This is a genomic window from Micromonospora sp. NPDC005171, from assembly GCF_040608575.1.
In the GTDB taxonomy this organism is placed as follows: domain Bacteria; phylum Actinomycetota; class Actinomycetes; order Mycobacteriales; family Micromonosporaceae; genus Micromonospora.
The window spans coordinates 85035-110784 of the sequence record NZ_JBEXIM010000018.1 but is presented as its reverse complement, the minus strand read 5'-3'; the positions used below and the strand labels follow the sequence as shown (position 1 = coordinate 110784).

At 70.5% G+C, this 25750-nt stretch carries 18 protein-coding genes; 9 read left to right on the top strand and 9 right to left on the bottom strand.

Annotation, left to right across the window (positions count from 1 at the left end; translation table 11 throughout):
• The coding region (locus ABZU74_RS21395; protein ID WP_355426485.1) for a C39 family peptidase at positions 1–530 on the bottom strand (530 nt) is incomplete at its 3' end.
• 640 nt (positions 531–1170) lie between these two features.
• Positions 1171–1359 (bottom strand): hypothetical protein, encoded by a 189-nt coding sequence (locus tag ABZU74_RS21390; protein ID WP_355426509.1) that lies wholly within the window; start codon positions 1357–1359, stop codon positions 1171–1173.
• A 19-nt stretch (positions 1360–1378) separates the two neighbouring features.
• On the opposite strand from ABZU74_RS21390, the gene ABZU74_RS21385 reads away from it, so the two are divergent.
• The 5 genes from ABZU74_RS21385 (at position 1379) to pulA (ending at position 9917) form a co-directional block, all read left to right on the top strand.
• Positions 1379–2311, top strand: coding sequence for a hypothetical protein (locus tag ABZU74_RS21385; RefSeq protein WP_355426482.1), 933 nt, complete (start codon positions 1379–1381; stop codon positions 2309–2311).
• A gap of 37 nt (positions 2312–2348) precedes the next feature.
• On the top strand, positions 2349–2738 hold the full coding sequence (locus tag ABZU74_RS21380; protein WP_355426480.1) for a hypothetical protein: 390 nt from the start codon (positions 2349–2351) through the stop codon (positions 2736–2738).
• A 98-nt stretch (positions 2739–2836) separates the two neighbouring features.
• Positions 2837–3517 (top strand): hypothetical protein, encoded by a 681-nt coding sequence (locus ABZU74_RS21375; protein ID WP_355426477.1) that lies wholly within the window; start codon positions 2837–2839, stop codon positions 3515–3517.
• 110 nt (positions 3518–3627) lie between these two features.
• On the top strand, positions 3628–4311 hold the full coding sequence (locus ABZU74_RS21370) for a cellulose binding domain-containing protein (protein ID WP_355426474.1): 684 nt from the start codon (positions 3628–3630) through the stop codon (positions 4309–4311).
• A gap of 110 nt (positions 4312–4421) precedes the next feature.
• A complete protein-coding gene (pulA, locus tag ABZU74_RS21365) occupies positions 4422–9917 on the top strand; it encodes a pullulanase-type alpha-1,6-glucosidase (protein ID WP_355426471.1) in 5496 nt (1831 codons plus the stop codon).
• Between the two features lie 109 nt (positions 9918–10026).
• Here pulA and ABZU74_RS21360 read toward each other — a convergent pair whose 3' ends face one another.
• From ABZU74_RS21360 to ABZU74_RS21345, 4 genes are all read right to left on the bottom strand, one after another.
• On the bottom strand, positions 10027–11691 hold the full coding sequence (locus ABZU74_RS21360; protein ID WP_355426468.1) for a hypothetical protein: 1665 nt from the start codon (positions 11689–11691) through the stop codon (positions 10027–10029).
• A 290-nt stretch (positions 11692–11981) separates the two neighbouring features.
• Positions 11982–13955: a right-handed parallel beta-helix repeat-containing protein gene (locus ABZU74_RS21355; protein ID WP_355426465.1), complete on the bottom strand. Its 1974-nt coding sequence runs from the start codon at positions 13953–13955 to the stop codon at positions 11982–11984.
• Between the two features lie 351 nt (positions 13956–14306).
• Positions 14307–14810, bottom strand: a complete 504-nt coding sequence (locus ABZU74_RS21350; RefSeq protein WP_355426462.1) for a hypothetical protein — start codon at positions 14808–14810, stop codon at positions 14307–14309.
• Between the two features lie 191 nt (positions 14811–15001).
• On the bottom strand, positions 15002–16483 hold the full coding sequence (locus ABZU74_RS21345; RefSeq protein ID WP_355426459.1) for an aminopeptidase P family protein: 1482 nt from the start codon (positions 16481–16483) through the stop codon (positions 15002–15004).
• Between the two features lie 132 nt (positions 16484–16615).
• On the opposite strand from ABZU74_RS21345, the gene asnB reads away from it, so the two are divergent.
• On the top strand, positions 16616–18577 hold the full coding sequence (asnB, locus tag ABZU74_RS21340; RefSeq protein ID WP_091405235.1) for an asparagine synthase (glutamine-hydrolyzing): 1962 nt from the start codon (positions 16616–16618) through the stop codon (positions 18575–18577).
• A gap of 87 nt (positions 18578–18664) precedes the next feature.
• Here the strand turns inward: asnB and ABZU74_RS21335 are convergent, their stop codons facing one another.
• A complete protein-coding gene (locus ABZU74_RS21335; protein ID WP_355426454.1) occupies positions 18665–19780 on the bottom strand; it encodes a lytic polysaccharide monooxygenase in 1116 nt (371 codons plus the stop codon).
• 354 nt (positions 19781–20134) lie between these two features.
• Between ABZU74_RS21335 and ABZU74_RS21330 the strand changes: the two genes are divergently transcribed.
• The 3 genes from ABZU74_RS21330 (at position 20135) to ABZU74_RS21320 (ending at position 24436) form a co-directional block, all read left to right on the top strand.
• Complete coding sequence (locus tag ABZU74_RS21330; RefSeq protein ID WP_355426451.1) at positions 20135–21349, top strand: XdhC/CoxI family protein; 1215 nt, start codon at positions 20135–20137, stop codon at positions 21347–21349.
• Between the two features lie 114 nt (positions 21350–21463).
• The gene (locus ABZU74_RS21325) at positions 21464–22399 is read left to right on the top strand and encodes a PfkB family carbohydrate kinase (protein ID WP_355426449.1); all 936 of its coding nucleotides are present in this window, start codon (positions 21464–21466) and stop codon (positions 22397–22399) included.
• Between the two features lie 210 nt (positions 22400–22609).
• Entirely contained in the window at positions 22610–24436 is a 1827-nt protein-coding gene (locus tag ABZU74_RS21320) for an RICIN domain-containing protein (RefSeq protein WP_355426447.1), read from the top strand.
• A 4-nt stretch (positions 24437–24440) separates the two neighbouring features.
• Here the strand turns inward: ABZU74_RS21320 and ABZU74_RS21315 are convergent, their stop codons facing one another.
• Complete coding sequence (locus ABZU74_RS21315) at positions 24441–25271, bottom strand: MBL fold metallo-hydrolase (protein WP_355426445.1); 831 nt, start codon at positions 25269–25271, stop codon at positions 24441–24443.
• Positions 25268–25672 carry a hotdog domain-containing protein gene (locus tag ABZU74_RS21310; protein WP_355426442.1) on the bottom strand — a complete coding sequence of 135 codons (405 nt, stop codon included), beginning with the start codon at positions 25670–25672 and terminating at the stop codon, positions 25268–25270. Before ABZU74_RS21310 ends, ABZU74_RS21315 begins: the two co-directional genes overlap by 4 nt.
• Positions 25673–25750: the final 78 nt, after the last annotated feature.

The following is a 25750-nucleotide window of genomic DNA, read 5'->3' as shown; positions in this document are numbered from 1 at the left end:
ATGTAGTGCCCGCCCTCGTAGGAGTGGCTCACACCGTCGGTGTCGGTGCTGGTGCCGGCGATGTTGGCGACTACGGCGCGGCCGTCGTCGACGGTGTGGACGATGTCGGCGCGCAGGGTGTCGGTCTGCTTGGTGTCGGCGTCGGGGCTGCTGATCTCCACCGACCGGTACGCGTCGTTCTTGCCGGTTTCCTTGTTCAGCACCGGGGTGATGTCGTTGATGGAGTTGGTGCCGGCCTCGGTGGTGCCCATCTCCTTGGCCATGTCATCGACGTTGATGTTCTTGCCCTGCACGGACAGGGCGTTGCGGGTGGCGGCGGGGCCGCAGTAGTAGAAGTTCGGCTGGGCTTCGTAGCGCACACCCAACTCCCGCTCCCCGTGCCCGCCCTTACGGTCGGTCTGGGTCTGGGTGACCGGCTTGCCGGTGGTGGGGGCGGCGAAGGCGGTGGTGACGGGGCCGGCGATGGCGCCGCCGGTGAACGCGAGGCCAGCGGCGGTCAGAGCGGTCTTACGGATCAGATCGGTACGCATGATGGCGTGCTCCTCTGCATCAGGGGGTGCCCGCACCACCTCGGGGGGTGGGTGGTGGTGCGGGGGAAGTTCTTGCCCGGAGACCCGCGCAAGGGGTAGGCGTCGGGACAGGGTGTAACCGTTGCCGGAGGCGGGTCATTCCGTCCACCCGGCGTGGTCGGCCGTGGCGGCACTCGGCCGCTGGGGTGCTCGGCTGTGCGGGGGATGTAACCGGGACGGCCTGCCCGATGTTCCCGGCGGCGGTTCCCGGCGGGAGGGCTTACGGGGTTCCGGCGGGGCCGAAGCTCGGCGGCCCGGGGTAGTCGCGGTGGTCTGCCATGTATAACGACCCCGGCCGGCCCACGATTCCGCCGCCGGGGTGGCCCCGACCACCCGACACCCCAGGCCAAACCCGACAAACCACCCACCACACTCAGCCTGGCGACACGGCGGCCACGGGGGTGTGATCGACTCGGGTTCATTGAAAGCGCGGTGTCCTGGTGCCGGGGATACCCCGACATCAAGGAACCCGAGTGGATCACGCCAGTCTGCGCCGTTCGTGCGCCCGCACTGACCCATCCAGCCCGACCCGCACCGGCTTATCGCATCGATCATCGGCCTGCCCGGGTGCCCCAGAGCGCGATCTACAAGGGACGGCGAGTCAGGCCGGGTCGCTGGGCTTCGCGGTGTCGCTGGCCTGGGCGTGCCGCTCCAGGAGGCGCTGCCGGATCTCATCAGGGGTGTACGCGCGGCGCCGTCGTTCGGCCCGCGCGATGACCACACCGGACGCCGCGACGCCGGCGAGCCCGGCCAGGCCGAGAACCTTCCACCACCGCATTCGTTGCCGCATCGGCCTAGGCTAGACCCTCATGAGCATCAGCCTGGATGAGGCCGTCGAGTTGACCCGCACCGGTGACGTGTGGGTGTTCCGGGGTCGCAGCGTGCCGGACCGGGCGATCCAGTTCACCACCAACAGCCCGGTGAACCACGTCGGGATGGCGGTGGTGCTGGACGACATGCCGCCGCTGATGTGGCACGCGGAGTTGGGCAAATCGTTGCCGGACCTGTGGTCGGGCACCCACCAGCGTGGGGTTCAGCTGCACGACCTGCGGAACGCGGTAGGGGTCTGGGCCAACCGGTACGGCCAACGGGCCTGGCTGCGGCAGCTCGACCCGCCTGCCGACGCGGAGATGGAGCGGGCGGTGCTGCGGACGATCGCCCGGCTGGACGGTACGCCGTTTCCGTCGACAGCGCAGTTGGCATGGCGCTGGATGCGTGGGCGGGTGCCGGCGCTGCCGCGCCCCGGCCGGTTGTCTGCACTGCCGCATCTTGGTCGGCTGTCGGCGCTGTCGCGCCCCGGCCAGCCGATACCTCGACCGACCCAGACCGACCATGCCAACCAGACCGACCATGCCAACCCGGCCGACCATGCCAACCCGGGTGACCGTGCCAACTCGGGTGACCGTGCCAACTCGGGCGGCCGTGCCAACTCGGGCGGCCGTGCCAACTCGGGCGGCCGTGCCAACTCGGGCGATGGTGCCAACCCGGGCGGCCGTGCTATCCCGGCCGACCGTGCCAACTCCTCTGGCCTGGCTCGGTCGGCGGGGGAGCGGGACCGGGCGTTGGAGACGGCGTACTGCGCCGAGGTGGTGGCGGTGACCTATGAGGCCATGGGGTTGCTGCCGGCGGGCCGGCGTCCGAACTGGTATGACCCGGGGCGGTTCTGGAGTGGGGACGACCTTGGTCTGGCCGCCGACGCCCGGTTGGGTTCGGAGATCGAGGTGCGGGTGCCGCCGCGCTGAGGTTTGACCTGTGCGGTGACCGGCAATTGCTGTGACCGTGAACGCCTCCACAGATCTTGACACGTTGGCCGACTTCTTCGACCGGTACGGCGTGGCGCTGACCTCCGGCGATCTGCCGGCCATCGCCGGCTGTTACGCCCTGCCAGGGTTGGTGGTGGCGGACACCTACAGCTTTTCGTTCACGTCCGCGGCGGCGGTGGCGCTCTCGTTCGTGGGCGCCGCACCGGACTACCAGGACCAGGAGTTGGTCGCGGCCCATGCCCGGATCGAGGACGTGCAGCCGGTGTCCGCGTTGTTGACGATGGTGGCGGTGGAGTGGGAGTTCCTGGACAGTCGGGGGCAGGCGGTGCCCGGGGAGCGGTACCGCTACCTGCTGCGTATCTCGGATGATGGCCCACTGATCTGCACGGTCGTCCGGACGGGCTGACCGACCGGGGCCGGTCGGCCCGATCCGTACCCGCCCGGTTTCCGGTCCGTGCGGCGCTGGCTACGCTGTCGCGTCGGTGGGGGACGAGGGGAGACCTGATGGCGGTGCGGCCGGACGGTGCGGCAGATTCGCGGGCTGCGCGGGTGTTGGCGTCGGTGCCGTGGATCGTGGTGCTGCTCGGTGTGTGCGCGCTGGTGGTGCTCCTGGTGATCGCGCTGTTGTCGTTTCGCACCAGGGAGCGGGACGCACCGCCGCAGGCCGCGCCTCCGGTGTTCCTGCCGACCGCGCCGGCCGCCGCGTCGGCCACCGGTGGGCCGACCCCGGCTGGTGTGGAGCGGCGCTCGGTGTCGCCGCGACCGTCGCGCAGTAGCCGGACGCCGTCGCCGCGGGCCACCGTGACCGGCTCGCCGACTCCGGGGCGGACGAGCATTCTGATAGCGCCGACGGAACCGGCGGACGACACGGTCAACGCCCGGTACCAGGTCGGTACGGACGGCTGGGACGGGGACGCGGCGGTGCTGTCGATCGCCAACGAGTCGGGGCAGTCGGTGGACTGGCAGGTGGAGTTGGCGTTCGACGACGACACGTGGGCTCTGCGAGTGGGTGACGACTCGGACGTCTCGGTGCAGGGGCGCGGGAACGGGGAGTTCGTGTTGCGCGGCACCCGTTCGCTGGATGCGGGTGACTCTCGGACGCTACGGCTGCGCGTCGGCTGGGGTGAGTCGGCGGAGCGGCCGCTCAAGTGCACGATCAACGGGGTCGACTGCCGGATCGGGTGAGCTGGGGACGGGTCGGTGGCACGGCGGCACCGCGCCGCCGAGGCTTTCCGGGCCGGGCCGTCGATCGCTACGCTGCCCGGACGGTCCGCTGAGGGAGGTACATGTCCGGCATGCGCCGTGTTCCGCGCCCGCCGCACGGTCCGGTCGCGATCGCCACGTCGCCCTGGATCGTGGTGGGCGCCGGTGTCGTCGTGATGGTGGTCCTGCTCTTCGTGGCCCTGGGCGCGTACCGGGGACGCAGCCCCGCGCCGGACGGCGCGCGGCCGCCGGCGCTGCCCCTGCCGTCCGCTGTGGTGTCGCCGAGCGTGCCCACGTCGGTGCCGTCTCCGGTGCCGGCGCTGCCGGGGATATCCGGCCGTGCGAGTGGGCTGCCGCCGAGCGCCGCGGCCAGGTCCGGTTCACCGTCGGCCGACCCGACGGTCGGTTCGAGCGGGAGGCCGACGGCGACGCGGTCTCCGAGCCGGGCGTCGGCGGGGCAGCCGGCGATGACCGGGCGGTACCGGGTGGTGCAGAGCTTCGACGGCGGTTTCATCGGCGAAGTGGCGATGGTCAACGCGTCCGATCGGAGCCGTGGTTGGACGGTGCGCTTGGAGTTCTCCGGTGGACGGCTGGTGACCGCCTGGGTGGAGGGCGTCCCACAGGGGACGATCCGGCAGAGCGACGACGGCTTCACGTACGTCAGCGGGGTTGATGTGTCGCCCGGCGGTTCGGTGTCGTTGCGGTTCCACATGGAGCGGGCGTCCAGCACCCCACGGGAGTGCACTGTTGACGGGGTGCGCTGCGACGGTCTCTGAGCGGCGCTTCCGCAAGGATGCTGCTTTGTTGCGACCATGTTTGCAAGGTATTGCAGAATGTTTCGGCAAGGGTTAGCGTGCGGCCAATCAGCGACCAGAGGAAGGCGTCGATGAAACCCCCGCCGATACCGCGCACCGCCCTGCTGGCCCTTGCCTCCCTGCTCACCGTCACGCTCGTCGGCGCTCCGGTCGCCGTGCACCCCGCCGCCGCGGGCCCCCGGCCGTCCGACGGCGCCCCCCTCGCGGTCGGCGGCGCGACCCAGTGGCGTGACGAACCCACCGCCGAGGCGCTGCTGAAGGCCGGCGGCAACTCCGCCCGAGCCGAGCAGTTCTACTTCGTCCTGCCGGACCGGTTCGCCAACGGAGACCCCCGCAACGACCGGGGCGGCCTCACCGGCGACCGACTGCGGACCGGTCTCGACCCCACCGACAAAGGCTTCTACCACGGCGGCGACCTCAAGGGCGTCATCGACAAGTTGGACTACATCCAGGGGATGGGCACCACTGCCATCTGGCTCGCCCCGATCTTCAAGAACCGGCCGGTGCAGGGTGCCGGCAACGACATCTCGGCCGGCTACCACGGCTACTGGATCACCGACTTCACCCAGGTGGACCCGCACTTCGGCACTATGGAGGAGATGAAGCGGCTGGTCAGGCTCGCCCACCAGCGCGGCATCAAGATCTACCTCGATGTGATCGTCAACCACACCGCCGACGTGATCAAGTACGCCGAGGACAAGTACGGGTACGTGGACAAGGCGACTTCGCCGTACACCGACGCGCAGGGCCGGGCGTTCGAGGACCGCAACTACGCCGACGGCAGCCGCGCGTTCCCGCCGGTCGACAAGGAGTCCTTCCCGTACACGCCGACGTTCGCCGAACCGACGGACGCGAGCGTCAAGGTCCCGGCCTGGCTGAACGACGCCACCATGTACCACAACCGGGGTGACTCCACCTTCGCTGGCGAGAACAGCGAGTACGGCGACTTCTTCGGCCTCGATGACCTGTGGACCGAGCGTCCCGAGGTGGTCCGGGGCCTGACCAAGGCGTACGGGGACTGGATCGGCGCGACCGGCGTCGACGGCTTCCGACTGGACACCGTGAAGCACGTCAACATGGACTTCTGGCCGCAGTTCAGCCAGGGCATCGAACGGGCCGCCGAGAAGGCCGGCAAGAAGGACTTCTTCATGTTCGGCGAGGTGTACAGCGCCGACCCGGAGATCAGTTCCAACTACGTCCGCCAAGGTGGCCTGCCGGCCACCCTCGACTTCGCCTTCCAGGAGGCCGCCAGAGGCTTCACCGCCGGCGCCGGCTCCGCGAAGGCGCTCGCCGACGTGTACGCCCGCGACGACCTCTACGCGGCCCGGGACACCGACGCGGGCCGGTTGACCACCTTCCTCGGCAACCACGACATGGGCCGAATCGGTTCGTTCATCGCCGGTGGCGGTAGCGACCCGGCCAGTCACCTGCGTCGCGACCAGCTCGCGCACCAGTTGATGTTCCTGACCCGTGGCCAGCCGGTGGTCTACTCCGGCGACGAACAGGGCTTCACCGGCCCGGGCGGAGACAAGGACGCCCGCCAGGACATGTTCGCCTCGTCGGTCCCCGACTACCTCGACGACGACCTGCTCGGCACCGACCGCACCCACGCCAGCGACCAGTTCGACACGGCCCACCCGCTGTACCGGACCATCGCCGACCTGGGCCGGCTGCGCCAGGCACACCCGGCGCTGCGTGACGGTGTGCAGGTCACCCGGTACGCCGCCGACGGCCCGGGCGTCTTCGCCGCCTCCCGGATCGCCCCGGCCGACCGGACCGAGTACGTGGTGGCCGTGAACAACGCCGACACCGCGCAGACTGTCATCGTGGACACCTGGTCGCCCGGCGCCACCTTCACCGGCATCTACGGCGGCTCCGGCGACGTGAAGGCCGGCGGTGACGGTGAACTGACCCTCACCGTGCCACCGCTGTCGGCGACCGTGTACCGGGCTGGCACCCCCATCGCGCAGGCCGCCGGCAAACCGACCATCACCATCACCAGCCCGGCTCCGGATGTGCCGGTCGCCACCCGGGCGGCGGTCACCGCCCAGGTCGCCGGTGATCCGCTGGCCACCGTCACCGTCGCGGCCCGGGTGGCCGGCGGGCGGTGGACGCTGCTGGGCAGCGCCGACCACGCCCCGTACACCGTGCAGCACGACCTGACCGGCCTGGCCGGCGGCACCCGGGTCGAGTACAAGGCGGTGGTCCGCGACGGTCGGGGTCGCATCGCCACCGCCCGGTCCACCGCCAGCGTGGGCACCCCGGCTCAGGGCAAGTCCCGCGAGTGGGCGGTGGTGCACTACCAACGCCCCGCCGGGGGGTACGACGACTGGGGGCTGTACGCCTGGGGTGACATCGACCCGGCGTACGTCACGGAGTGGCCGAAGGGGCAGCCGTTCGCCGGTGAGGACTCCTATGGCCGGTTCGCCTGGGTGAAACTCAAGCCGGGGGCGAAGTCGGTGAGCTTCCTCGTTGTCGACGCCAACGGCACCAAGGACGTCGCCCAGGACCGCAGCATCGACGTCACGTCCACCGGGGAGATCTGGCTCAAGCAGGGTGACCCGGCGATCTACCCGAGCAGGCAGGCGGCCACCGGTGAGCCGGACCCGCCGGTCGACGAGGGCACGGCGGTGCTCCATTACCGCAGGGCCGACGGCAACTACGACGGTTGGGGTCTGCACCTGTGGGACGGCGCGGCCAACCCGACCGAGTGGTCCGCCCCGCTGCGGCCGACGTCCGTCGACGCGTTCGGGGCGGTGTTCCGGGTGCCGCTGGCCGCCGGCGCCACCGGCCTGAACTACATCATCCACCAGGGCGACACCAAGGACCTCCCCGACGACCAGCGGCTCGACTTCGCCAGCGCCGGCCGGGAGGTGTGGCTGCTCGCCGCCACGCCGGGCCGCCTGCTGCCGTCGACGGCCACCACCGCCAGCGGAGACACCGACATCAGCAAGCAGAAGGCGCACTGGATCGACAGGTCCACAGTGGCGTGGCAGACCCCGCCGACCGACGGCAAGACGTACGCGCTGGTCGCCGCGCCCACCGGCGGGGTCAGCGTGGTCGACGGCGAGTTGACCGGCACGTACACCACGCTGCCGCTGCGGGCGCAACGCAACGGGCTCACCGAGGCCCAACGCGACAGGTTCCCGCACCTGTGGTCGTACCGTAGCTTCGCCCTGGACCGGGCGGACCTGGCCAAGGTCCGGGCGGCGCTGCGCGGGCAGCTGCTGGTCACCGAACGCGACGCCGAGGGTGCGCTGCTCGCCGCGACCGGCGTGCAGATCCCCGGTGTGCTCGACGACGTGTACGCCCGGGCGGCCGACGCCACCCTCGGGCCCACCTTCGCCGGCCGGACGCCGAGCCTCGCGCTGTGGGCGCCGACCGCCCGGAACGTGGCGCTGCACCTGTTCGACTCGCCCACCGCCACGCCGAAGACGGTGCCCATGCGCCGAGACGACCGCACCGGCGTCTGGTCGGTACGCGGCGACCGCACCTGGACCGGCAAGTTCTACCGGTACGAGGTGCGGGCGTGGCAGCCGGCGGCGCAGCGGATGGTCACCGCGTCGGTCACCGACCCGTACTCGGTGGCCCTCGCTGCGGACTCCACGCACAGCCAACTCGTCGACCTGAACGACCCGGCGTTGGCCCCTCCCGGGTGGCGCACGCTGCGCAAACCGGCGCCGGTGCCGGCCGCGAAGGCGCAGATCACCGAACTGTCAGTGCGGGACTTCTCCATCGCCGACGAGACCGTGCCGGCCGAGCGGCGGGGGACGTTCCTCGCGTTCACCGACCCGAAGACCGCCGGCATGACCCACCTGCGGGCGCTCGGCGACGCCGGAGTCACCCACCTGCACCTGCTGCCGGCGTTCGACTTCGCGACGATCCCCGAGAAGCGGGCCGACCAGCGCCAGCCGGCCTGCGACCTGGCGGCACTCCCGCCAGACTCGGCCGAGCAGCAGAAATGCGTGGCCGCTGTCGCCGAAACAGACGGCTACAACTGGGGGTACGACCCGCTGCACTACACAGTGCCCGAGGGCGGCTACGCCGTCGACCCGGTCGGCGCGGCGCGGACCACCGAGTTCCGGCGGATGGTCACCGGGGCGAACGACGCCGGGCTGCGGGTGGTGATGGACGTGGTCTACAACCACACGTCCGCGGCCGGCACCGACGCGAAGTCGGTGCTCGACCAGATCGTGCCCGGCTACTACCACCGGCTGCTGGAGGACGGCACCGTGGCCGACTCCACCTGCTGCGCCAACACCGCCCCCGAGCACGCCATGATGGGCAAGCTGGTCGTCGACTCGCTTGTCACCTGGGCCCGGCAGTACAAGGTGGACGGCTTCCGGTTCGACCTGATGGGCCACCACCCGAAGGCGAACATCCTGGCCGTCCGTGCCGCCCTGGACCGGCTGACCGTCGCCCGCGACGGCGTGGACGGCAAGGCGATCATGCTCTACGGCGAGGGCTGGAACTTCGGCGAGGTCGCCAACGACGTTCGTTTCGTGCAGGCCACCCAGGCCAACATGGCCGGCACGGGCATCGGCACGTTCAACGACCGGCTGCGCGACGCGGTGCGCGGCGGCGGACCGTTCGACGCCAACCCCCGGGTGCAGGGTTTCGCCTCCGGGCTCTACACCGACCCGAACGGCGACCCGGTCAACGGGTCGGCCGCCGAGCAGAAGGCCCGGCTGCTGCACGCCCACGACCTCATCAAGGTGGGGCTCACCGGCAACCTGCGCGACTACCGGTTCACCGACACCGCCGGGCGGCAGGTCACCGGGGCGCAGGTGGACTACAACGGCTCCCCGGCCGGCTACACCGCCGCGCCGGGGGAGGCCGTCACCTACGCCGACGCGCACGACAACGAGATCCTGTACGACGCGTTGGCGTACAAACTGCCGCAGGCCACTACGGCGGCGGACCGCTCACGGATGCAGGTGCTGGCGCTGGGCACCGTGGTGCTGGGACAGGGCACCGGGTTCGTCACCGCCGGCACCGAACGGCTGCGGTCGAAGTCGCTGGACCGCAACTCGTACAACTCCGGGGACTGGTTCAACCAGATCCGCTGGGGCTGTGAACGGGGCAACGGGTTCGGCGCCGGTCTGCCGCCCGCGCCCGACAACGAGGACAAGTGGTCGTACGCGAAGCCGCTGCTGGCCGACCCGGCGTTGGTGCCGGACTGCGCGGCGATCAACACCACCGACGCCCGGTACGCCGAGCTGCTGCGCATCCGGGCATCGTCGCCGGTGTTCGGGCTGGCCACCGCCGAGCAGGTGCAGCGGCGGGTGGCGTTCCCGCTGTCCGGTGCCCAGGAGACGCCGGGGGTGCTGACCATGACCCTGGACGCCCGAGGGCTGGGCGGGCCGTGGAAGTCGCTGACAGTCGTCTTCAACAGCACCCCGTCGGCGGCCACCGAGACGGTGACCGGACTGCGCGGAGCGGACGTGGCACTGCACCCGGTGCTTGTCGACTCGGCCGACCCGGTGCTGCGTACCGCCTCGTTCGACCGGGCGGCCGGCGCGTTCACCGTACCGGCGCGCAGCGTGGCGGTCTTCGTCCAGAAGTGACGTGAACCGGCCCCCTTCCGCGTCTCGCGGAAGGGGGCCGGTCTGTTGTGCTGGCGCTACGCCGTCGTCACCCGAGGGTGCTGAGTCATCGTCACCCGAGGGTGATCGATCAGGCGAAGCAGTTCTCGATGGTGCCGCCCGGGATGGCCAGGCAGTTGGTCGGACGGTTCGCGGTGATGGCGGACTTGTCGTCCACGTTCACGTCTCCGAAGAAGCTGAAGACACCGCCCGGCGCGAAGGTGGAGAAGTTGTGGGCGACGATCGTCTTCGACAGGTTGACCTCGCCGAAGATGTTGAAGATGCCGCCGCCGACCCCGATCGGGCCCACGGCCCGGTTGCCGACAACCTCGCTGTCCCGCAGCGTGGTGACGCTGAGGGCGTTGAAGAGCCCGCCGCCGAAGAAGCCGGCGGTGTTGTCCTTGATGCTGCTCTTCTCGAAGGTGGCCACGCTGTCGAAGGCGATGGCCACACCGCCACCGACACCGGCGGTGCTGTTCTTCTCCACCGTGACGTTGTGCAGGTTCAGCTGGCTGTCCGCCGCAGCGATACCGCCACCGGCGAGGACCGCGGTGTTCGAGACGAACTTGGTCTCGTACGCCGTGGTGTTGCCCTCGATGTCGAGGTAGCCACCGCCGAAGCCGAGCGTCTCGTTGTCGGTGATCTCGGCCTTCTTGAGCTCGACCGTTCCGCCGTTGACGTCCTCGGTGAAGATCTCCGCGGCGCCGTTGGAGATACCGCCACCACCGATGACGGCGGTGTTGTCCTTGATCTTCGACTCCTCGACCTTGAGCAGGCCGGCGTTGAACACGCCGCCACCGAAGAAGAAGGCGGTGTTACGGGTGACGGTGCTGTGCCAGATCTTCGTGGTGCCGAAGTTGGCCACACCACCACCGTTGCCGCCCGACTGGTTCAGGACGACCTCGGACTCCAGGATCTCGGCGGTGCCACCCGGCTGAACCAGGATTCCGGCGCCGTCGTTCTCCTCCGGCTCCTCGACGAGCGGCGTGACGGCGCCCGGCGTGGCCTTCTTGGTGACCTTCGGCGCGGCCTTCAGGCCCGCCTTCGGGTTGGCCTGCCGCGCGGTGAGCGCCTGGGCCAACGGGGTGCCCGCCTTCACCTGCGCGGCGAGCGCCTCGGAGTCCGAGTAGGCCGCCCAGACCGCGGCCGGCTCGACACCGTTCTCCAGTTCGAGGGTCTGACCACCCTTGATGGTCAGGCCCTTGATGGTGAGGTGACCACCGGCGCCGACATTGAGGATGCGGAAGTAGTCCGCAGTGGCTTCCCGAGAGATCGTGGTGTGCTCGCCCTTGAGCGTGATCCGCTCGGTGATCACCGGAAGGCCGTTGCCCTCGTAGTCGTTGCGGCTCAGGTTGTAGGTGCAGCCCTTGGCCAGCTCCAGCACACCGCCGTGCTTGTTGTTGGCGAACACGATCGCCTGGATCAGCTTGTCGGTGTCGCAGGGCACCTCCTTCCCGCGCTCGTGGTCCTTGTCCCGGTCCTTGTCCTTGTCCTTGTCCCGGTCCTTGTCCCGGTCCTTGTTCCGGTCCTCGTCCTTGTCCCAGTCGCGCGCCTCATCACCGCGGTGGTCGCCGTCCTTGCTGACCTGCGCGGTGTTCCAGTTCAGGCCGACCGCTCCGGCGCTGCCCGCGACGCCCACCGCCGCGAGACTGATCACGCCCGTCAAACCGGCCACGCCACTGGCGAGCCAGAGCTTGCGGCGGCTCTTCGCCGTCGCCCGCCCGGAGGCTTCGTTGTTCGTTAGGTAGTTGGACATCGGAGCTCTCTGCCCTCTCCTCGTACCAGACAGGGTCGCCGCCGTCAGACGGGCGTCCCCTGCTACAAATCGGTTGTAGCTCCCAAAACCACCGTATGAGAAGGTTCCTCGCCTCGCGGGCTTATCCGAGAGAAGCCCACATTCGGTTCATGTTGCCCCCAGCGAGGGCTGGACCGACACACCACCACCCAAGCCGGCCGGCAGGCCCGTGACCTGCCCAAATGGGTACGCCCCTCCGAGCCGCCACGGCTCGGAGGGGCGCGCCCTCTATGTGGATCAGCCCCACCCGATCAGGCGAAGCAGTCCGAAACGTTGAAACAGTTGGTCGGGCGGTTGGCAGTGACCGCCGACTCGTCGTCCAGCGTCACCGTGCCGCCGAGGCTGTTGAAGATGCCCCCCGGCGGGAGGGTGGAGAAGTTGTGCGCCACCTTCGTCCGGTGGAGCGTGACCTCGCCGCCCTCGGTGTTCAGGATGCCGCCGCCGCGGGCGAACGGACCGACGGCCCGGTTGCCCGACACCTCGCTGTCGCGCAGCGTTGTGACGCTCTCCTCGTTGAAGAGGCCGGCACCGGAAGAGCCTGCGGTGTTGTCGTTGATCCTGCTGCTCTCGATCGTCGCAACGCTGTCGAAGGTCACTGCCACGCCGCCACCCGAGCGAGCGGCGCTGTTCTTGACCACCGTGGCGTCCTCGAGGGTGAGCCGGCTGTCGGCCACCGCGACGCCACCACCGTCGAGCAGTGCGGTGTTGTCACTGACAGTCGTCTGGTGCAACGTCGTGGTGCCCTCGACGTCCAGGACGCCGCCGCCGAAGCCGAGCGTCTCGTTGTCGGTGACCTCGCTCTTGTAGACCCAGACCGAACCGCCGTCGACCTCCTCGGTGAAGATCTGCGCCGCGCCGTTGGAGATGCCGCCGCCACCGATGATCCCGGTGTTGTCCTTGATCTTCGACTCGTCGACCTGGAGTACGCCGGCGTTGAAGATGCCGCCGCCGAAGAAGAAGGCGGTGTTGTGCGCAACCGTCGTCTTGCTGAGCCTGGTGCTGCCGAAGTTGGCCAACCCGCCGCCGTTGCCGCCGGACTGGTTGTAGAGCAACTCGCTGTCCAGGATCTCCGCGCGACCACCGGGCTGCACCAGCACCCCGGCGCCGTCGGTGAACCCAGGCTGCTCGACCAGCGGCGCCACCGCCGGCCCTGCTCCCGCTGCGGCCACCGGCTTGGCGGCGGCGGCGACCTTGGTGGCTGTCGCGGCGGCGGTCTTGGTGGCTGTCGGAGTGGCCTTGGTTGCGGCCGCCGGACCCTTGGCGGGCGCAGCCTTCGCGGTGGCCTTGACGGGTGCTGCCTTGGCGGTTGCCTTGGGTGGCGCTGCCTTGGCGGGCGCTGCCTTGGCCGGTGCTGTCTTGGCCGGTGCTGCCTTGGTGGTGGCCTTCGCGGACGGCTTGGCGGCGGTTGCCGCCGGCTTCGCTGCCGCTGCCGCTGCTGGCTTGGCGGCGGGTGCGGCCGTGATCGCCGGCTTGGCGGCACGCGCCGCCGGGACCGACGGCTTGGCCACTGTCGAGCGGGCCAGAGCCGAGTACGGCGCCCAGACCGTCGCCGGGTCTGCGGTCATCGGCGGCTGAAGGGTCTGGCCACCCCTGATGCTCAGGCCCTTCAGAGTGAGGTGCCCGCCAGCGCCGACATTGAGAATGCGGAAGTAGTCGGCGGTTGCCTCGCGGCCGATGATGGTGTGCTCACCCTTGAGGGTGATGTGCTCGGTGATCACCGGGAGGCCGTTGCCGTCCTGGTTGCGAGTCAGGGTGTAGGTGCAGCCCCGAGCCAGCTCCAGCACACCGCCGTCGTCGTTGTTGGCGAACGTGATCGCCTGGATCAGCTTGTCGGAATCGCACGGGACCTGCTTGGTGCGGTCCTTCTCGTCGTGCTTGCCGTCCTCGCCATCCTTGCGGTCCTCGCCATCCTTGCGGTCCTTGCCGGACTGGTCGTCGAAGCCGCCCCAGTCGCCGCCGCTCCACTCGTCCTGACCGCCGTCGTCCTTGGCGCCACCCTTGTCCGCGCCGCCGTCGTCGCTGACGTTCTGCCGGTTGGTCGACGGCTGCGCGTCGGACACCTGGTCGGACTTCGGCTTGTCGTTCCGAGCGGCGACGCCGCCGAGGGCCGCCAAGCCGACCACGCCGGTCAGCCCGGCCACACCGGCGACCCAGAGCGCCCGCCTTCGCCGTGTCGGCGGAGCTGCCGAGGCCCCGCCGTCGGTACTCGTTACGTCGTTGGACATCAGAGCCTTCCGCCCTTTCCTGCTACCAGACGGGATCGCACCGCCCGAGGCGCCACGACCAGCTACAAACGGGTTGCAGCCACTGATCCTCACCGTATGAGAACCATCTTCGCGATGCGGACTTATCCGAAATAACCACGCATTAGACGCAGTTCAGTCGACGGCGGGCAACCGGTCCGAGCCGGTAGAAAAGAACCTGAGCAGCACAAACGCCGACGGACGGCACGCTGGGCGAGCCGGCGGGGAACGCCGCCGTACCCACTCGAACCCGTCGTTACCGTCCGGCCGCCGGGACGTCGTCGCCGCCGTGCGGGTGTGCGGATACCGAACGTTGTGTGCCCTTGGCCGTGATCAACTCGGTTTTGCTGAAGTCGCGGTGTCCGAGCGGCTGGGATGGCGCGACTTCAAGGAAGCCGAGTGGATCACGGCCGGAGGCGCCCGGTTGCCAGCCCTCAACGCGGTCCGGACGGGCTCCGCCGGGCCGGGCCCGGGTATGTGGCGAGGTCGGTTGACGGTGTCGCGCCCGACGGCGGCGTCGAGCTTGTCGGCCGTGTCGTCCACGACGACGGTGTAGCGCTTGACGGTGGTGTCGCGCTTGACGGTGGTGTCGCGCCTGACGGCGGCGTTGTCCCCGTCGGCGGTGTAGCGCTTGACGGCGGGGTCGTCCCCGTCGGCGGTGTCGCGCTTGACGGCGGGGTCGTCACCGACGGCGGTGTCGCGGCCGGACGGGGGTGTCGCGCCCGGCAGTGTCGTCCCCGACGAGGACGTCGGGGGCGGGGGCACGTCGCCTGTCGGGGATGCGGCCGTCGCGATGTGCGGAAACCGCACACCGCGCGCCCCCGCGGCGTGATCCACTCGGTTTTGCTGAAGTCGCGGTATCCGAGCGACGGGGACAGCGCGACTTCAGGGAAACCGAGTGGATCACGGCGTAGACCCCAGGCCGCCTGGCCCTCGGGGCGAGGGCCAGGCGGGTCAGCGGGCACGCGGGTCAGCGGGTCAGCGGGGCCGCGGGTCAGCGGGGCACGCGGGTCAGCGGGGCACGCGGGTTAGCTGGGGAGGCGGGGGCCGGCTTCGCGCTGCTCGGCCAGCCAGGTCTCCACCTCGTCGGAGGTACGGGGTAGCCCGGCCGACAGGTTCACCGCGCCGGTCGCGGTGACCAGCACGTCGTCCTCGATCCGAATGCCCACACCGCGCAGCTCGGCGGGGACCAGCTCGTCCTCCGGCTGGAAGTACAGACCGGGTTCGACGGTGAGCACGTAGCCCTCGCCCAGCGCGCCGTCGCGGTACGTCTCCTTGCGGGCGTTGGCGCAGTCGTGCACGTCGATGCCGAGCATGTGGCCGAAGCCGTGCAGCGTCCACCGGCGGTAGACGGTCGACTTCTCGTCCATCGCCTCGTCCACGCTCACCGGCAGCAGACCCAGCTCGGCCAGCCCTTCGGCGAGCACCCGCATGCAGGTCAGGTGGACGTCCTTGAACTTCACCCCGGGGCGGATGGCCTCGATGCCGGCCTGCTGCGAGGCGTACACGATGTCGTAGACCTGGCGCTGCAGGGCGGTGAACCGGCCGTTCACCGGCAGGACCCGGGTCACGTCGGCGGTGTAGAGGTTGCGGCCCTCGACGCCCATGTCCATCAGCAGCAGGTCACCCGGTCGGGTGGCGCCGTGGTTGTGCACCCAGTGCAGGATCGTGGCGTGCTCACCGGCACCGACGATCGAGCTGTAGCCGACGTCGTTGCCGTCGTGGCGGGCGCGCAGCGCGAAGACGCCTTCGAGTAGCCGCTCGGAGACGGCGCGGTCGGCCGGCAGGATCCGGGCCACGTCCTCGAAGCCGCGGACGGTGGCGTCGATCGCGTCCTGGAGTTGGCCGATTTCCCACTCGTCCTTGACCAGCTTCATCTCCGAGATGGTGATGGCCAGTTCCCGGTCCCGGGCCGGCTGGCCATCGGCGCGGGGCCCGTCGTAGGGGCGGACGGCCGCGTCCACCTGGGCGTCGAAACCGCGCAACACCCGGGTACGCCCCGGAGCCAGGTCGGCGAGCGCCGCCTCCAGGCCGGTCAGGTCGGCGGTGGGCAGGCCCAGCTCGGTCGACTTCTCGCCGAGGGTGTGCCGCCGGCCCACCCACAGCTCGCCGTTGCGGCTGCGGAAGAACTCGTCGGTCTCCCGGGAGGACCGGGGCCGCATGTACAGCGTCGCGTCGTGCCCCGAGCCGTTCGGGCGCAGCACCAGCACGCTGTCGGCGTCGTGGTCGCCGGTCAGGTAGGCGAAGTCGCTGCCCGGCCGGAACGGGTAGTCGGTGTCGTTGGCCCGGACCTTCTCGGTGCCGGTGGGGATCACCAGCGTCTCGCCGGGGAAGGCCGCCGAGAGGGCAGCCCGCCGCTTGGCGTAGTTGGGCGTCTCCGGGCGGGGCGTCACGGGGAGCGCCGTGTCGCTCCAGCCCTGCCGCATGAAGGACAGGAACGCCTCCGGGAAGTCCGGATCGTGCGATTCCGTACCGTCCGTCGGCGTACCGTCGGTCTGTCCCTCGGTCATTGCGCCGCTCCCTCCGCTTCGTTGCTGGTCCCGACGGTACCGCGCGTCCGGTTGGCGGTAACGCCCCCTCGGAGTCGGGTGGATCGACGGACGGCTGCAAGGGCCGACAGCGCGCGTGGAAAGATGGCCACCATGTGCGGACTTCTGGCCTTCTTCAGCGCGAACGGCAACGCCGCCGCGCATCGCGACCACATCGCCGGAGCGTTGGAATGCCTGCACCACCGCGGCCCCGACGAGACCGGGGTCGAGGTGGTCGGCGACGCCTCCGGCCGGTACGCGGACGGCGTGTTCGCCCACAAGCGGCTGGCCATCATCGACGTCGCGTCGAGCCACGAGCCACTGCCCTACGCGAACGGCCGTTACCTGCTGACCTTCAACGGCGAGATCTACAACTACATCGAGCTGCGCGAGGAGTTGATCAGAAACTTCGGCGCCCAGTTCGCCACCGCCGGTGACGGCGAGGTGATCGTCGCGGGCTACCACTTCTGGGGTGAGCAGGTGCTCACCCGGCTGCGGGGCATGTTCGCCTTCGTCATCTGGGACCGGCAGGAACGCCGCGCCTTCGGTGCCCGCGACTACTTCGGCATCAAGCCGATGCACTACCTGGAGACCGCCGACGGCCTCTACCTGGCCTCGGAGAAGAAGGCGCTGCTGCCGTTCGCGCACAGCAACTACCAGGGCGACGCGGGCGTCGACACGGCCAACCTGAGCCACTATCTGACCCTGCAGTACGTTCCTGAGCCTGGCACCCTGCACAAGGGCATCAGCCGGATCGGCTCCGGGGAGTACCTGAACTGGACCCCGGGCGGTCGGATCGACGTGCGCCGGTGGTACCGGCCGGTGTTCCGGCCGGCGCCGGTCGACGACGAGCAGAAGCTCTACCACGAGATCCGTGAGACGTTGCGGGAGAGCGTGCGCATGCACATGCGCTCCGACGTGCCGGTCGGCTCGTTCCTGTCCAGCGGCATCGACTCCACAGCGGTGGTGGCGCTGGCGCGGGAGTTCAACCCGAACATCCTCACCTTCACCGTCGGCTACGACGTGCCGGGTTACTCGGAGATCGACGTCGCCCAGGATTCGGCCCGGCACCTCGACGTCACGACGATCCCCACCAAGATCGGTCCGCAGGACATGATCGACGCGCTGCCGAAGATCGTCTGGCACCTGGACGACCCGGTGGCCGACCCCGCGCTGGTGCCGCTCTACTTCGTGGCCAAGAAGGCCGCCGAGCACGTCACAGTGGTGCTCTCCGGTGAGGGCGCGGACGAGTTCTTCGGCGGCTACACGATCTACCGGGAGCCGCTGTCGCTGGGCACCGTCAACGGCCTGCCCGGCGGGGTGCAGAAGGGGCTGCGCGCGGTCTCCAAGGCGATTCCGCAGGGGGTCAAGGGCAAGAGCTTCCTGGAGCGCGGCACCACTCCGATCGAGGAGCGTTACTACGGCAACGCCCGGATGTTCACCGAGGAGGAGAAGCAGCACCTGATGCGCCGCTACGACCCCTCGGTGCGCTACACGGATGTCACCGCCCCGATCTACGCCGAGTGCACCGAGCTCGACGACGTCACCAAGATGCAGTACGTCGACCTCTACACCTGGCTGCGCGGCGACATCCTTGTCAAGGCCGACCGGATCTCGATGTCGCACTCGCTGGAGGTGCGGGTGCCGTTCCTCGACCGTGAGGTCTTCGACGTCGCGGCGAAGATCCCGGTCGACCTGAAGTTGCCGCCGCGCTCCGACGCCACGAAGTACGCGATGCGTCAGGCGTTGCAGGGCGTCGTGCCGCCCGCCATCGTCAACCGCAAGAAGCTGGGCTTCCCGACCCCCACCCGGGTCTGGCTGCGCGGCGAGATGTACGAGTGGGCCCGGCACGTGCTCAGCACCTCGGGAGCGGGCGACCTGCTCGACCTGTCGTACGCGCTGCGGCTGCTCGACGAGCACAAGCGGGAGGAGGCCGACCACTCCCGCAAGGTGTGGACGGTGCTGATCTTCTGCATCTGGCACGCGATCTTCGTGGCCAAGACCCTCGACCCGGGTATCCAGCGCAACCAGTCCGCCCTGCTCACGAAGCCGGTGGTCGGCTCCATGGTCCGCTGACCCTGCCCCACCCTGTTGATCAAGGGGTTTGCGTCATCCGGAAGCGGTTCCGGTGGCGCAAACCCCTTGATCATTTCAGTGTGGTGGTCAGCGGCGGGCGCAGGTGACAGTGGGGAGTCCGTTGGTTCCTGACGTGCTGGCCAGGAAGCCGAACGTCGTGGTGCCTTCCGGTGCGACAGTGCCGTTGTAGGCGACATTTGTCGCCGTCACCGTTGACCCGGACGTCGTCTGGGTGGCTCCCCAGATCTGACTTATCGCCTGCCCGTTGGGCCAGGTCCAGCTCGCGGTCCAACCGGAGAACGGCGTACTGCCGTGATTCATGATCGTGACCTCGCCCTGGAAACCGCCCTGCCAGGTGCTGCTCACCTTGTAGACCGCCATGCAGTCACCGCCGGCCGGCGGCGGGGTGGTCGGTGGCGGGGTGGTCGGCGGCGGGTCGGTGGGCGGCGGGTCGGTGGGCGGCGGGGTGGTGGGCGGCGGGTCGGTCGGCGTACCACCCGGACCCACACCGGTGACCTGGCCGCTGCCGCCGTCGAAGGTCACGTCGGAGCAGCCGAAGAAGTTCTCCTGCGAGTCCGAGCGGACCCAGCGGGAGTAGATGATGTGCCGGCCACTCTTGCCCGACGGCAGGTTGCCGCTGAAGTAGTAGTGACCGTCGTTGGTGCCGACCGCCCCACGCTGCGGCGGGTTGGTCACCGTGAGGAACGGCTCCTCCAGGTCACTCCAGGCCAGGGCCCGGGTCGGGCTCCAGCTGTTCTTCGTCACGTAGAAGTAGAACGTGCCCGGGTGGTGCGCCCAGTTGCTGTACTTGAAGTCCAACCGCGCGCCGGCGGTCAGGTGGGTCAGCGGCCAGTCGGTGCGGGGCAGGTCGTAGCCGCGGAAGCCGGTGTTGCCGCCGCTGCACAGTTGCCCGTCCGGGATGAAGCCGGTGGTCCGACCGCCAGCGTCGGAGCGCAGCACGCTGAACCAGTTGTACAGCGAGTTCGCCCCGCTCTGCGCCACGGCGGCGGAGCACGCGGGGTTGTTCGGCTTGATCTCACCGGTCGAGCTGCGGCCGTCCTGCCAGCACAGGTAGGTGCGGCTGCCCGGCGTCATCGCCGCGCCGTGCGCGGCGGCCGGCTGCGGATTGGACGCCAGGGCGACAGCGCCCAGGGCGAGGGTCACGGCCGCGGTGAGTAACGCGGCCGTACGGGAACGATTCACGGGTTCTCCTGACTCGCGAGGCGCGCTGCCTGAGCCGCCTCGCCGCCATCGGGTGGGATGTGGGCCTGATCGCCCCGCTGTCGTGAGCGGTGCGACGATCACGGCGACGTGCCCCGGCGGAAGACAACCAGTGGACGTGCGCCGTCGACGGTCCTGTCCCTGGACCGGTGCCCTCGCGTCTAACCAACCCGGCAACCGGCGGCGCCGCAGCCCTCGCACCGCCCGGTACGCGTCATCCCACCACGCCTAACGCGCCGAGCGCAATAGGCATTGCTCGATGCATGAGAAGAGCCGCCGGTCGCCGTTGGACGCCATATCCTGCGTACGGGGAGCGGGAACGGAAGGCGGCAGCCGGTGCCGGACGTGTTCGACGAGGTGCACCGCCGGTGCCGCGACGGCGAGCCGGTCGCGCTTGCCACCGTCGTGGCCACCTGGCACTCCGCCCCGCAACCGCCCGGCGCCGCCATGATGGTCGCGGCCGACGGCACTGTCATCGGCAGCGTCTCCGGCGGCTGCGTCGAGGCGGATGTCTACGAGCGGGCCCGTCGCGTGCTCGACATCGGCCAGCCCGACCTGTGTCGCTACGGGATCAGTGACGACGACGCGTACACAGCGGGCCTGACCTGCGGCGGCATCCTCGACGTGTTCGTGGAGCGGGTCGACGCGAGCGCTCTGCCGGGGCTGGACGCGGTCGCAGCCGCCCGCCGCGACGGCCACCCGGCGGCGATCGTCACCTGCGTGGCCGTCGACGCGGGCCCCCCACCGGCCCGCACCGGGATCGACCCGACCGACACCGACGGCCCACCGGCCCACGCGGGTCACCCGCCGGGTGTCGGGCCGAGCGACCCGGCCCGCCGGCCTGGCCGCCGGCTGGTGCTGACCGGCCAGCGGACCGTCGGCTCGCTCGGCGACGACCGGCTCGACGACGCCGCCCGCGCCGACGCCCTCGGGCTGCTCGCCGCCGGGCGCAGCGGAATGCTCCGGTACGGGTACCACGGGCTGCGCCGAGGCGGCGGCACCAGCCTCTTCGTGACCACGTACGCCACCCGCCCCCGGATGATCGTCTTCGGGGCGATCGACTTCGCCGCCGCGGTGGCGCGGATCGGGGCGTTCCTCGGCTATCGGGTCACCGTCTGCGACGCCCGGCCGGTCTTCGCCACCGCGCGGCGCTTCCCCGAGGCGGACGAGGTGGTGGTGCAGTGGCCGCACCGCTACCTGCGTACGGAGTTGGCGGCCGACCGGCTCGACGAGCGGACCGTGGTGTGCGTGCTCACCCACGACCCCAAGTTCGACGTGCCGTTGCTGGAGTTGGCACTGCGCCACCCGCTGGCGTACGTCGGTGCGATGGGCTCGCGCCGCACCCACGACGAGCGACACAAGCTGCTCAGCGAGGCAGGGCTCAGCCCGGCGCAACTCGCCCGGCTCGCCTCCCCGATCGGGTTGGATCTCGGTGGTCGTACCCCGGAGGAGACCGCGGTGAGTGTGGCCGCGCAGATAGTCGCGGCCCGGTGGGGCGGCACCGGCCGCCCCCTCGCCGCGCTCGACGGGCCGATCCACCAGCCGGGGTAGCGCGCACGTCGGTGCACGGCCTTCTGCGCTCATCGGGCCGTGCGCTGTGCCAGCCTGGTGCCACGGCGATCGTCTCGGCGATCGGCGGCCGGTGGCGACGACGAGAGGATCGGCATGGGATACGCGGTGGTGCTCGGCGAAGCGCTCGTCGACCTGCTCGACAGCGAGCTCGACGGGGAGCGGGTCTATCGGCAGACCATCGGCGGCGGGCCGCTCAACGTCGCCGTCGGGGTGGCCCGACTCGGCGGTGCGGCACAGTACGTCGGCTCGCTCGGTGACGACGCGCTGGGCGGCCGGATCCGCGCCTTCCTCACCGCTGCCGACGTCGGGGTGGCCGGTGCGATCACGGTGTCGGCGCCGACCACGCTCGCAGTGGTCACGTACGCCGGGCCGGAGCCCGACTTCCGTTTCTACGGCGAGCCGCCCTCCTACGCACTGCTCGGCCCCGACGACCTGGACCTGGCGCTGCTGGAGGGCGCCGACGTGCTCTACTGCGGCTCGATCGTGCTGCTCCGACCCGACCCGCTGGCCGCCGCCCGCCGTGCCTGGTCGCTCGCCCCCGGCCTGCGGGTCTTCGACCCGAACGTACGGCCGCGGCTGCTGAACGGGCCAGCCGCGCTGGAAGGGCTGCGCGAGGTGGTGGCCGAGTTCGCCGCCGGCGCGCACCTGGTCAAGCTGAGCGCCGCCGACGCGGTGCTGCTCTATCCCGGCGAGCCGGTCGAGGGGGTGGCGGCGTACCTGCGTGAGCTGGGGGCGGCCACAGTGGTGGTGACGCTCGGCGCGGCCGGTGCGGTGCTGGCCGCCGCCGACGCCGACCCGGTCCGGGTGCCGGCCCCCAAGGTCAACGCGATCGACGCCACCGGCGCGGGTGACTCGGTGATGGCCGCGCTGATCGCCGACCTGCTCGTCGACGGCGAACCGGACAGCCCGTCCGGCTGGACCGACCGGGTCGCCTTCGCCCTGCGGGTGGCCGGTCTGGTCTGCGAATCCCCGGGAGGCGCCACCGCCATGCCCACCCGCGCCGCCGTACAAGCCCGCTTCAACACCTGACCCCCCTCGCGCTGCCTCGCCCCGCGCCGATCTTGCACCGTCGGTCGACGATTGGTCCGCTTCGCTCTTCTGGCACGCACAACGTGCAAGATCGCGGCAGGGGTGGGTAGCGGCCGGGGCAGGGGAGGGAGGTGGGTTGACCCCTGGGATTTGTGAGCGTTAACATCGACAATGCACGATGGAAACGTGGCGTCGTCGTGGGAGGCTCTGATGCGGGTGGTTCTGGTACCTCTGGCGTTCCGCCGCGTCGCGGCCCTGCTGGTGATGCTTCTCGTGGCGGCCGGAATGGTCGTCGCCGATCCGCCGGAGCGGGCGGTCGCGTGGGACAACGGGGTGGCCGACACCCCGCCGATGGGCTGGAACAGCTACGACTCGTTCAACTGGAGCGTCACCGAGGCTGACGTCCGGGCCAACGCCGATTACATGGCCACGAACCTGCGGCAGTTCGGCTGGGAATACGTGGTGATCGACTGGGCCTGGTACTACCCCGGTCGGCACAACAACAGCCCCAACCAGGACGCGAACCTGCAACCTCGACTCCGGATGGACGCCAACGGGCGGCTGCTGCCGGACACCACCCGGTTCCCGTCCGCCGCCGGTGACAACGGGTTCAAGCCGCTGGCCGACTACGTCCACGGGCAGGGGCTGAAGTTCGGCGTCCACCTGATGCGTGGCATTCCCCGCCAGGCGGTCGCCGACAACGTTCCGATCCTCGGCACCACCTGCCGCGCCAACCAGATCAACAACACCACCACCGCGGCCTGGCTCAACCTGATGTGGGGCCTGAACATGTCCAACCCCTGCGCGCAGGCCTACCTGGACTCGCTGTTCCAGTTGCTGGCTTCCTGGGGCGTCGACTACGTGAAGGTGGACGACATCGCCGCCCCGACGTACCGGCAGTCGGAGGTCGAGGGGTACCGGACGGCCATCCAGCGCAGCGGCCGCCCGATGGTGCTGAGCCTGTCACCCGGCCCGACCTCGCTGGCCAGCGGCGCACACGTCCAGGCCAACGCGCACATGTGGCGGATCGTCAACGATCTGTGGGACAACTGGTCGTCGGTGGACGCGCTCTTCGACCAACTGCGCAACTGGACCCCGTACCGCACCACCGGCGCCTGGCCCGACGCCGACATGATCCCGATCGGACGGCTCTCCAAGTACGGGCCGGTCGGGTCGCCGCGATACTCCAACCTGAGCGCCGACGAGCAGCGCACCCTGATGTCGCTCTGGGCGATCAACCGGGCGCCGCTGATGTGGGGCGGAAACCTGGTCGAGAACCGCGCCGCGGAGCTGGCGTTGATGACCAACGCCGCGGTCCTGGGAGTCAACCAGAACAGCACGAACAACCGTCAGCTCTACGGTGGCAGCCGGCAGGTGTGGACCGCGGACGTGCCGGGCAGCAACGATCGGTACGTCGCCCTGTTCAACCGGGACGGCAGCGCGGCGCAGGTGTCGGTGAACCTCGCCGACCTCGGGATCGGGTCAGCCGCCGTGACCGACCTGTGGTCCGGTGCGGCCCTCGGCACGGTCACCGGCACCCTCACCCGGTCGCTACCGGCCCACGGTTCCGGGCTGTACCGGCTGGCCCCGGACACCACAGTGCCGGTGCCGACCACCTACACCCTCACCGCGCGGCACAGCGGCAAACTGCTGGACGTCTACAACAACGCGACCACCGACGGCGCCGAGCTGGTGCAGTGGGCCGCGAACGGTCAGCCCAACCAGCGGTGGCGCTTCCAGGACGCGGGCGGGGGCTACCAGACGGTGGTCAGCGTGCACAGCGGCAAGTGCCTCGACGTGTACGGCGGCGCGACCGCGACCGCCGACGGGGTCCGCGTGATCCAGTGGAGCTGCAACGGCGGCACGAACCAGCAGTGGCGGGTGCAGGACGTCGGCTCGGGCTACGTGCAGCTCGTCGCCCGGCACAGCGGCAAGTGCCTGGAGGTGCTCAACGCCGCCACCACCGACGGTGCCCGCCTCGCGCAGTGGACGTGTGGCACCGGCACCCACCAGCAGTGGCGGCGCACGTCGGTATAGGCGGTCAGGCCGTGCCAGTCAGTTCGAGGTAGCCGCGGTGGGCGGCGACCAGGGCGGGGCGGGCGCCGAACGGAGCCTCGGCGGCCACCCGCTCCGGCGGGGCGCTGCCGGTGTGCGCGGCCCGGATCAGCCAGGCCAGCTTCGCCAGCTCCGCGTGCTGGGCCCGGACGAAGTCGACGTCCACCGGGTCGCCGTGCCCGGGGATGACCACCGTGCGCGCGGTGGTCAGCCGCAACAGGTCCGCGACCGCGTCCGGCCACTGCAGGGGGTACGAGTCCTCGAAGGCGGGCGGGCCACTCTGCTCCACCAGGTCACCGGCGACCAGCACGTCGGCATCCGGCACGTGCACCACCAGGTCGGCCTCGGTGTGCCCCCGCCCCGGGTGGCGCAGCAGCACCCGTCGGCCACCCAGGTCGAGGACCGTCTCGACGTGCACGGTGTGCGTCGGGGCGAGCAGCGGGGTGTCGGCCAGTTCGGCGGCGAGCGCCGGGTGTTCCGTGCGCAACTCCTCGTACGCCTCGCGGCGCAGCCGCTCAGGTTCCTCGCGGAGGGCGGTCGCGGCCAGTTCGTGCGCGTACACCGGGCGGGGTGGGTCGCCGGCCAGGACGGCGTTGCCGAAGCAGTGGTCGTAGTGGTGGTGGGTGTTGACAAGCGTCAACGGGCGGTCGGTGACCGCCCGGACGGCCGCGGCCAGCTCGGTGGCCTGGGCGGCCGACGAGAGCGTGTCCACCAGCAGCGCCTCGTCGTCGCCGACGACAAGTGTGACGTTGACCCGCAGCAGCGGCTCGGCCAGCACGTGCACCCGGTCGGCGACCTCGACGAAACCGGAGTTCACGAGGCCCGCCCGGCGCGCTCGACGAAGCGCCCCCGGTCGACCAGGATCCGGTCCACCCGACCCCGGGCCACCGTCTGGTCACCGTCGCTGACGGTGACCTCGAACGACAGCCGGCGACCGTCGACGGTCACCAGCAGCGCCTGCGCGCGGACCGTCCGGCCGACCACTGTCGGCGCCAGGTGCTCCAGCTCGACCCGGGTGCCCACTGTCGTCGAACCGGGCGGCATTCCGGTCGCCGTCGCCGCGACGGTGGCCGCCTCGGCCAGCGCCAGCACCCGGGGAGTGCCCAGCACCGGTACGTCCCCGGAACCGACCGCCTGGGCGGTGTCCGCGTCGGTGACGGTCAACTCGACCTGGGCGGTCAGACCCGGCGCGAAGGCCGGCTCGGGCTGCTCCTGCATGGTCGTCAGCCTAGGTGTTCGCCGGACCCGTTGACCACGCGCCCGGCGATCCGGGCGCACCCACCCGCGACGACCACC

Excerpts from the sequence above, each read along its gene's own strand:
- ABZU74_RS21370 (WP_355426474.1), top strand. The coding sequence starts at position 3,628 with ATGCGCCGTGTTCCGCGCCCGCCGCACGGTCCGGTCGCGATCGCCACG.
- ABZU74_RS21345 (WP_355426459.1), bottom strand. The coding sequence starts at position 16,483 with ATGACCGAGGGACAGACCGACGGTACGCCGACGGACGGTACGGAATCG.
- asnB (WP_091405235.1), top strand. The coding sequence starts at position 16,616 with ATGTGCGGACTTCTGGCCTTCTTCAGCGCGAACGGCAACGCCGCCGCG.
- pulA (WP_355426471.1), top strand. The coding sequence starts at position 4,422 with ATGAAACCCCCGCCGATACCGCGCACCGCCCTGCTGGCCCTTGCCTCC.
- ABZU74_RS21310 (WP_355426442.1), bottom strand. The coding sequence starts at position 25,672 with ATGCAGGAGCAGCCCGAGCCGGCCTTCGCGCCGGGTCTGACCGCCCAG.
- ABZU74_RS21320 (WP_355426447.1), top strand. The coding sequence starts at position 22,610 with ATGCGGGTGGTTCTGGTACCTCTGGCGTTCCGCCGCGTCGCGGCCCTG.
- ABZU74_RS21390 (WP_355426509.1), bottom strand. The coding sequence starts at position 1,359 with ATGCGGCAACGAATGCGGTGGTGGAAGGTTCTCGGCCTGGCCGGGCTC.
- ABZU74_RS21325 (WP_355426449.1), top strand. The coding sequence starts at position 21,464 with ATGGGATACGCGGTGGTGCTCGGCGAAGCGCTCGTCGACCTGCTCGAC.
- ABZU74_RS21360 (WP_355426468.1), bottom strand. The coding sequence starts at position 11,691 with ATGTCCAACTACCTAACGAACAACGAAGCCTCCGGGCGGGCGACGGCG.
- ABZU74_RS21375 (WP_355426477.1), top strand. The coding sequence starts at position 2,837 with ATGGCGGTGCGGCCGGACGGTGCGGCAGATTCGCGGGCTGCGCGGGTG.
- ABZU74_RS21355 (WP_355426465.1), bottom strand. The coding sequence starts at position 13,955 with ATGTCCAACGACGTAACGAGTACCGACGGCGGGGCCTCGGCAGCTCCG.
- ABZU74_RS21385 (WP_355426482.1), top strand. The coding sequence starts at position 1,379 with ATGAGCATCAGCCTGGATGAGGCCGTCGAGTTGACCCGCACCGGTGAC.